The sequence below is a fragment of the Streptomyces sp. NPDC036813 genome, from assembly GCF_055609245.1.
Map to the genome: position 1 here is coordinate 1 of NZ_JBVJPV010000029.1, position 6,423 is coordinate 6,423.

General features: G+C 69.8%; 5 protein-coding genes. 3 read left to right on the plus strand and 2 right to left on the minus strand.

Annotation, left to right across the window (positions count from 1 at the left end; translation table 11 throughout):
• Positions 1-162: 162 nt before the first annotated feature.
• A complete protein-coding gene (locus ACZ67Q_RS37735; protein ID WP_471191630.1) occupies positions 163-2,196 on the minus strand; it encodes a flotillin family protein in 2,034 nt (677 codons plus the stop codon).
• Between the two features lie 257 nt (positions 2,197-2,453).
• Between ACZ67Q_RS37735 and ACZ67Q_RS37740 the strand changes: the two genes are divergently transcribed.
• Positions 2,454-3,512, plus strand: a complete 1,059-nt coding sequence (locus tag ACZ67Q_RS37740; RefSeq protein WP_471191633.1) for a PucR family transcriptional regulator — start codon at positions 2,454-2,456, stop codon at positions 3,510-3,512.
• Positions 3,513-4,317: 805 nt separating this feature from the next.
• Positions 4,318-4,851: a MarR family winged helix-turn-helix transcriptional regulator gene (locus tag ACZ67Q_RS37745; RefSeq protein WP_471191636.1), complete on the plus strand. Its 534-nt coding sequence runs from the start codon at positions 4,318-4,320 to the stop codon at positions 4,849-4,851.
• A gap of 120 nt (positions 4,852-4,971) precedes the next feature.
• Here the strand turns inward: ACZ67Q_RS37745 and ACZ67Q_RS37750 are convergent, their stop codons facing one another.
• Positions 4,972-5,379 carry a nitroreductase/quinone reductase family protein gene (locus tag ACZ67Q_RS37750; protein WP_471191638.1) on the minus strand — a complete coding sequence of 136 codons (408 nt, stop codon included), beginning with the start codon at positions 5,377-5,379 and terminating at the stop codon, positions 4,972-4,974.
• Between ACZ67Q_RS37750 and ACZ67Q_RS37755 the strand changes: the two genes are divergently transcribed.
• Positions 5,345-6,423, plus strand: a 1,079-nt coding sequence (locus ACZ67Q_RS37755) for a PP2C family protein-serine/threonine phosphatase (protein WP_471191641.1), incomplete at its 3' end; no start/stop codon positions are given. The two genes, ACZ67Q_RS37750 and ACZ67Q_RS37755, sit on opposite strands and share 35 nt — an antisense overlap.

Sequence of the window (6,423 nt, forward strand, 5' to 3'; positions counted from 1 at the left end):
CCCCTTCCACACCCACCACAATAACAAAAAATTATTTATTTTTATTATTTATCATTTTGCTCAACCCCCCCCCCCCCGCCCCCCGGGCGGGGGGGGGGGGGGGGGGGGGGGGGGGGGGGGCGCCCCCCCGGCCCCCCCCCCCCCCCCACCACCTGGCCCTGGTCAGACCCTGGCCGTGCCGTTGAGGGCGGTGAGCGGGGTGTCGGCGAGGCCGAGTTCACCCGCCTTGTCGAGGAGCTGCTGGAGGTGCCCGGCGTTCGTGCCGCCCGACTTCATCAGCCGCATCAGCAGGGCCGAGACGGTGAGGTTCTGCACGTCGGCCGTCGAGACCGAGCCCAGGATGCGAGCGAGGTCGTCGGTGAAGCTCGACGTGCCGTCCAGCCAGGGCCTGGCCAGTGTCTGCGCGGTCTCGGAGTGCTGGACGAAGGCGTCGACGCCCTTGCCGAGCGCGATCGATCCGACCAGCTTGTCGAAGAAGACCGACTCGCCGCCGACGATGCTGATGTCGGCGTTCTCCAGACCGGTGGCGAGAACGGTGGCCTGCGCCTCGGCGATCTGCCGCTGGGTTTCCAGGGAGGCCAGCCGGATGTCCTTCTCCGCCTGGAGCCGCAGCCGGTACTCCTCGTGTCCGCGGGACGCCTCGTCCAGGGCGGCCATCGCCGCGGCCTTCTCGGTGAGGCCGGCGGCCTCCGCCTTCAGCTTCTCCCCGATGGCCGTCGCCTCGGCGAGGGCCCTGGCCCGCACGCCCTCGGCCTCGGCGCGCAGCCGCGCCTGGGTGGCCTCGGCCTCCGCACGGCCGGCCTTCTCGATGACCTCGGCCTCCTTGTCGCGGATCTGCACGGTGGCCAGCCCCTCGGCGGCGGACTCCGCCTGGACGCCCTCGGCGAGCCGCAGCTTGGCCTGTGCGTCGAGGTCGGCGCTCTTCAGCCGGGCTTCCGCGAGGGTGATTTCCTCCGCGGCGCGGTGGACGGCGGCCTGTTCGGCGGCCTCCGCGGCCTTGATGTCCTTGACGAGCTTCTCCTGCGCCTCGGCCTCGGCGGCGATGACCACGGCCTGCCGCTGCCGCTCCGCCTCCTCCACGGCACGCAGCTTCTTGATGGCCTCCTCCTGCTCGGCGACCGTGCGGTCCACAGCGACGCGCTCGCGGATGACCTCGGCGATGTCCCGCTTCTCGGCCTCGACCTCCTTCTCCGCTGCGATCTGCGTCAGCCGGGTCTCCCGCTCCCGGGCGATGACCTCCAGCAGGCGGTCCTTCTCGATGCGCTCGTTCTCGACGGCGATGACCCGCTCGCGGTTCTTCGCGGCGACGGCGACCTCACGGGCCTGGTTCTCCCGCTGCACACCGAGCTGCTCCTCGGTGCGCAGGAAGGCGGACTGGGCGCGCAGCCGCTCCTCCTCCACCACCCGCGCGGTCTCGGCCTCCTCACGGGCCCGGGAGGTCTCGATCTCCCGGCGCTGCTTGATCTCGGCGTCGGTCTGACGGCGCTCCAGCTCCAGGATGGCCTCCCGGGCGTCGACGTTCTGCCGGGTGATCTCCTTCTCCTCGGTGCGCTGGTACTCGTTGGTGCGCACATGCTCGATCGCCGTCAGCTCGGTGATCTTCCGGATACCCTGGGCATCGAGCACGTTGGCGGGGTCGAGCTGGGTGAGCGGCGTCTGCTCCAGGTAGTCGATCGCCGCGTCCTCCAGGTGGTAGCCGTTGAGGTCGACACCGATCAACTCGATGATCTTGTACCGCAGCTCCTCACGCTGCGTGTAGAGGTCGGTGAAGTCCATCTGCTTGCCGACGGTCTTCAGCGCCTCGGAGAACTTCGCGTGGAACAGCTCCTGCAGGGTCCGCTGGTCGCTCGCCCGCTGGGTGCCGACGGCCTGGGCGACCTTGATGACGTCCTGCACGGTCTGGTTGACCTTGACGAAGAACGAGATCCGGATGTCCGCGCGGATGTTGTCCCTGCAGATCAGCCCTTCTTTGCCGGCCCGGGTGATCTCGATCGTCTTCACCGAGATGTCCATGACCTCGGCCTTGTGCAGCACCGGCAGCACAACCTGCCCGGTGAAGGTCACGTCGACCTTCCGCATCTTGGAGACGATCAGCGCCTTGCCCTGCTCCACCTTGCGGAACAGCCGGGAAACGACCATCAGTACGACGGCGACGAGGAGGAGGAAGGCGGCTGCGAGCACGCCGATGACAGACATGGCATACGTCCTTGAGGCAGAAGCGGTCGACGAGACAGGCGCGCGTCAGTGAACGGTGCACCGCTTAGGTGCGGGTTCCGGTGCCGGGACACCTGCCGGTGTCCGGCACCGAAACCCTCCGCAGTGCTCCCCGCGAGTCATGATGAGCGACCGGTGCACGTCCGCGCATTGCCGATGTCCGGCAGTGTTCACTAGGGTCTGCATGCCGGTGACCCGCTAAGAAGACGTCATCGGCACGTCAAGATTCTGGGGGCGGCGTGACGGGGCGGGACATTCCCGAGCAGTATCTGGACGGCTATGCCCCCATCCTGGCCGATGTCTCGGCAACGGGCCGCCGCCTCACGCGGGAAGAGATCGAGTCCCGGCGGAGCCTGGGCGAGCAGGCGGCAAAGGCCGAATACGGGCTGCGGGCCCTCGTCAGCGCCCACCTGACCGCCGCACGCACCGTCCGCCCGCAGAGCCCCGGCTCACTCGACAGCACCCTGGCCGCCCTGCAGCAGGTGATAGACGCCTTCGCCGAAGGCTACGAACGCGCCCAGCACCTCGCCGTGCGCCAGGAGGAGGCCGTACGCCGGGAGTTCATCGACGACCTGCTCTACGGCCGCAGTGACCTCGGCCGCCTCGCCGAACGCGCCGAACGCTTCGGACTGCGCCTCTCCCACGCCCACGCCGTCGCCGTCGCGGAGGGCCCGGTGACCTACGACGAGGGCACCCAGGTCGCCCGGCAGGTGGAACAGGCGCTGCTGGCCCGCTTCGGAAACCGCAACGTCCTGCTCACCACGAAGGACGGCCGGCTGCTGTGCATCGCCCCCGGCCACGAGGACGAGGTCCTCCCCTACTTCGCCAAGCAGGCCCACGCCGCCACCGACGGCGGCACGGTCGCCATCGGCCGCCCGCAGCCCGGACCCGGCGGGGTCGTCCAGTCGTACGAGGAAGCCCTGAACGCCCTCGAACTGGCTGAGCGGCTGGGCCTGGACGACCCAGTACTGCGCGCCGCCGACCTGCTCGTCTACCCGGTCCTGACCCGCGACCGGCAGGCCATGGCCGACCTCGTCCTCGGCACCCTCGGCCCGCTCACCACAGCCCGCGGCGGCGCCGAGCCACTCCTCGACACGCTCACCGCCTACTTCGACTCCGGCTGCGTCGCCGCCGAGGCCGCGCGCCGCCTCTCCCTCAGCGTGCGGGCCATGACCTACCGCCTCGAACGCATCCACAAACTCACCGGCGCCAACCCCACCGAACCTGCCCACCGCTACATGCTGCAGACCGCGGTCATCGGCGCCCGGCTCCTCGACTGGCCGGCCAAGAACCTCTGACCGGGACCGGAGAAACAAGGCTGCCTGCGGACGTCCCTGACTGCAGCGACGGCAACAACCGACGCCTTCTTACCGCCGAGCACTGGCATGTCCTTGTCCGCGCAGCAGCCGCCATCATGAAATCCGCCGCAACAAGCGCGGCAGCGAGGAGAGGTGGCGTGGTGCGAGCGTTGACCAACCGGGGCACGCCATTGGCCGGAGTGGCCGTGTAGAGGGACAGGAGCGCACCGGATCGCATTCTCGATCCGCCGGCGCACTCACGCATCCAGGGCGGAACCCATCTGCTCAGCATCACAATCGACAGCGGCAGCAGGGGCACGCTGGAGACCGCCAGAGCCGGCCAGTGGTGCAGCGGGTTGCCGTGCACAGCCCGTTCCTCCTCTCGTCCGGGCGCGTGTCGCGAAATCCCGTGCGACACGGCCGACCATGGAGTGCGGCGACGGCGGCGACCATGCCGGGGCCCGGCAGACCCGGAGGCCTTCACCCGCGCGCTGTGCTCCCCCGAGAGGGCCTCGCGTACCAAGGTTGTCGGTACGGATGACCCCGACGACGTCGTCGCCCCCTTCGGACAACTCACTAGCGACCTGTGTGCCTGATCATGGTCCTGGCGCGTGCAGCCGTCCGGCTCGTGCTCCTGCGGCTTGAACGGCTGGCAGGTCCTAGCGGCATGCCTTGCCTGCCGACGCGAACGTCCGGCTGTCCGCGGCTGCACAGCGAGATCTCAGCGTCACCGGAGCCACACCGGACGGCAGCAGAGTCGGGAGGACTGGTGAGTCGGTGCCGCGTCGCGCGATAGAAAGGATTCATGCGGGAGCGTGAGACCCTCACCGAGGGTGTGAATGACGTTGATGCGGTCACCCGGGCGGTGCTGACTGCGTCCAGGCTGTTGGTGGCAGTGTCGGCACGGTCGTTGGCCGCAGTCGAGGAGAAGATCACCGTCCCGCAGTTCCGCATGCTGGTCGTGCTGTCCACGCGGGGAGCCATGAAGCTGGTGGGGCTGGCCGAGCTGCTCCAGGTGGCACCCTCCACCGCGATGCGGATGGTCGACCGGCTGATAACCGCGGGACTGGCGGACCGGCAGATCAACCCGGACAGTCGGCGTGAGACCTTGCTGCAGTTGACCGAAGAGGGGCGGCGCACGGTCGCCGAGGTCACGGCGCGACGCCGTTCGGAGATCGCCGCGATAGTGGAACGGCTGGACCCGGGCCAGCAGGTTGCTCTGGTGGAAGCGTTGACGGCTTTCAACGAGGCCGGCGGAGAGCCCCCGGCTCCGGCTGCCGACGACCTGGAGGTGTATCCGCTGGGCTGGACGGACACCGCCGCCAGACGCGACGCCTGACCACAAGCGAGTTTCAGCGCAGTCCCCGAGGTGTCACTCCGGCAGCGACACCCGCCTACGGGGTCGGCCGGTGTGGTCATCACGCCGGGGGCTGTCCTGAGGTCGCAGGCTCGCAACCGCTCAACGGCCCCTTTGCGCGGGCCGAGACGCCGTCTGCAAGCGTACGAACGGAATGTACCGGCCGGCTTCGCGGTAGGAGGACGGGCTGCCGTCGACGGGGACACCCATGAACGCGCACAGACGGCGAGCGAGGCGCGGGTGCCGCGGCGCGTAGCGGGCCATGATCTCGGCGCCCTCGTCCGCTGGGAGGAAGTGGGCGGTGACGGGTATGTGACGGTTGCCGACCAGGATCAGGGTATGAGGCTGCCGACGCAGATTGCGATACCAGTCCGCCGACGGCCCGAAACCGGAGGCGACGATCCACGAACCCCGGTCCGGTCCCCGGCCCACGACCTCCAGGACCACCTCGTGAATGTAATTGCTGGAGCACGCCATGTCCGTGGAGAGAACGCCGTCGAGTTCCACCATGCTGGCCTGGATGCCGGTTGCGGTCATGGCCGTCGTGGCCGTCGTCGACGTCTCGGCCGGCCCGGAGATCGGGTTCCTGCCGCTGGTCTCCCTCGGGCCCGCCTTCGCCGGGCTGGTCGGCAGCTGGCGGCGCACCGTGGTCATCGGTTCGGCGGCGCTGTTGCTGTGCTTGGGACTGGGATCCTACGACGGACAGTTGGAAAGACGCCGGGTGATCACCGCGATGGCCTCGGTCGCCGGGGTGACCGGCGCCGGCGTCGCCGCCGCCGTGATGCGCGGGCAGCGCGATGCGGAGCTGGCCAGTGTTCGCTCGATCGCGGAAACCGCACAGCGTGTGCTCCTGCGTCCGGTCCCGCTGACGGCCGGCCCGCTCCAGGCGGCAGTGTCGTACACCTCGGCCGTGGCCGAGGCCAGGATCGGTGGCGATCTGTACGAGGTGGTGGCATCACCACACGGTGTGCGCGTCATCGTGGGCGACGTGCAGGGCAAGGGGCTGGCCGCCGTGGAGACGGCCGCCGTGGTGCTGGGCGCCTTCCGGGAGGCCGCGCACGACGAACCGGATCTGTCGGGTGTCGGCGCTCGGCTCGAGCGCAGCATCATGCGGGAACTGCAGGGGGAGAAGTTCGTCACCGCCATCCTCGCCGAGATCGGCTCGAACCATCAGGCCGTCTTCCTCAACCACGGACACCCGGCCCCCATGATTGTGCGAACCGACGGAACCGCCGAATTCCCGGAGCCGCCCACCTACGCGCTGCCGCTCGGACTCAGCGCGCTCGAAGGCGAACCGCCGTCGCCCTACACGGTGGCATTCGGCCCCGGCGACCAATTGCTGCTGTACACAGACGGCGTCACCGAAGCCCGTGGCGCCTCCCGCAGGTTCTACCCGCTCGAGCACCGGGCACAGTTGCTGAAACACCCGGACGCGGGGCGCGCCCCGGGGGGGGGGGGGGGCGGGCGGGGGGGGCCCCCCCCCCGGGCGCCCCCCCCCCCCCGCGCCCCCCCGCGAAATCGCTGGGACCGGGCACACGGCACCCCCCCCACGGT

Coding starts and splice junctions, on each gene's coding strand:
- ACZ67Q_RS37735 (WP_471191630.1), bottom strand. CDS start 2,196: ATGTCTGTCATCGGCGTGCTCGCAGCCGCCTTCCTCCTCCTCGTCGCC.
- ACZ67Q_RS37750 (WP_471191638.1), bottom strand. CDS start 5,379: ATGGTGGAACTCGACGGCGTTCTCTCCACGGACATGGCGTGCTCCAGC.
- ACZ67Q_RS37745 (WP_471191636.1), top strand. CDS start 4,318: ATGCGGGAGCGTGAGACCCTCACCGAGGGTGTGAATGACGTTGATGCG.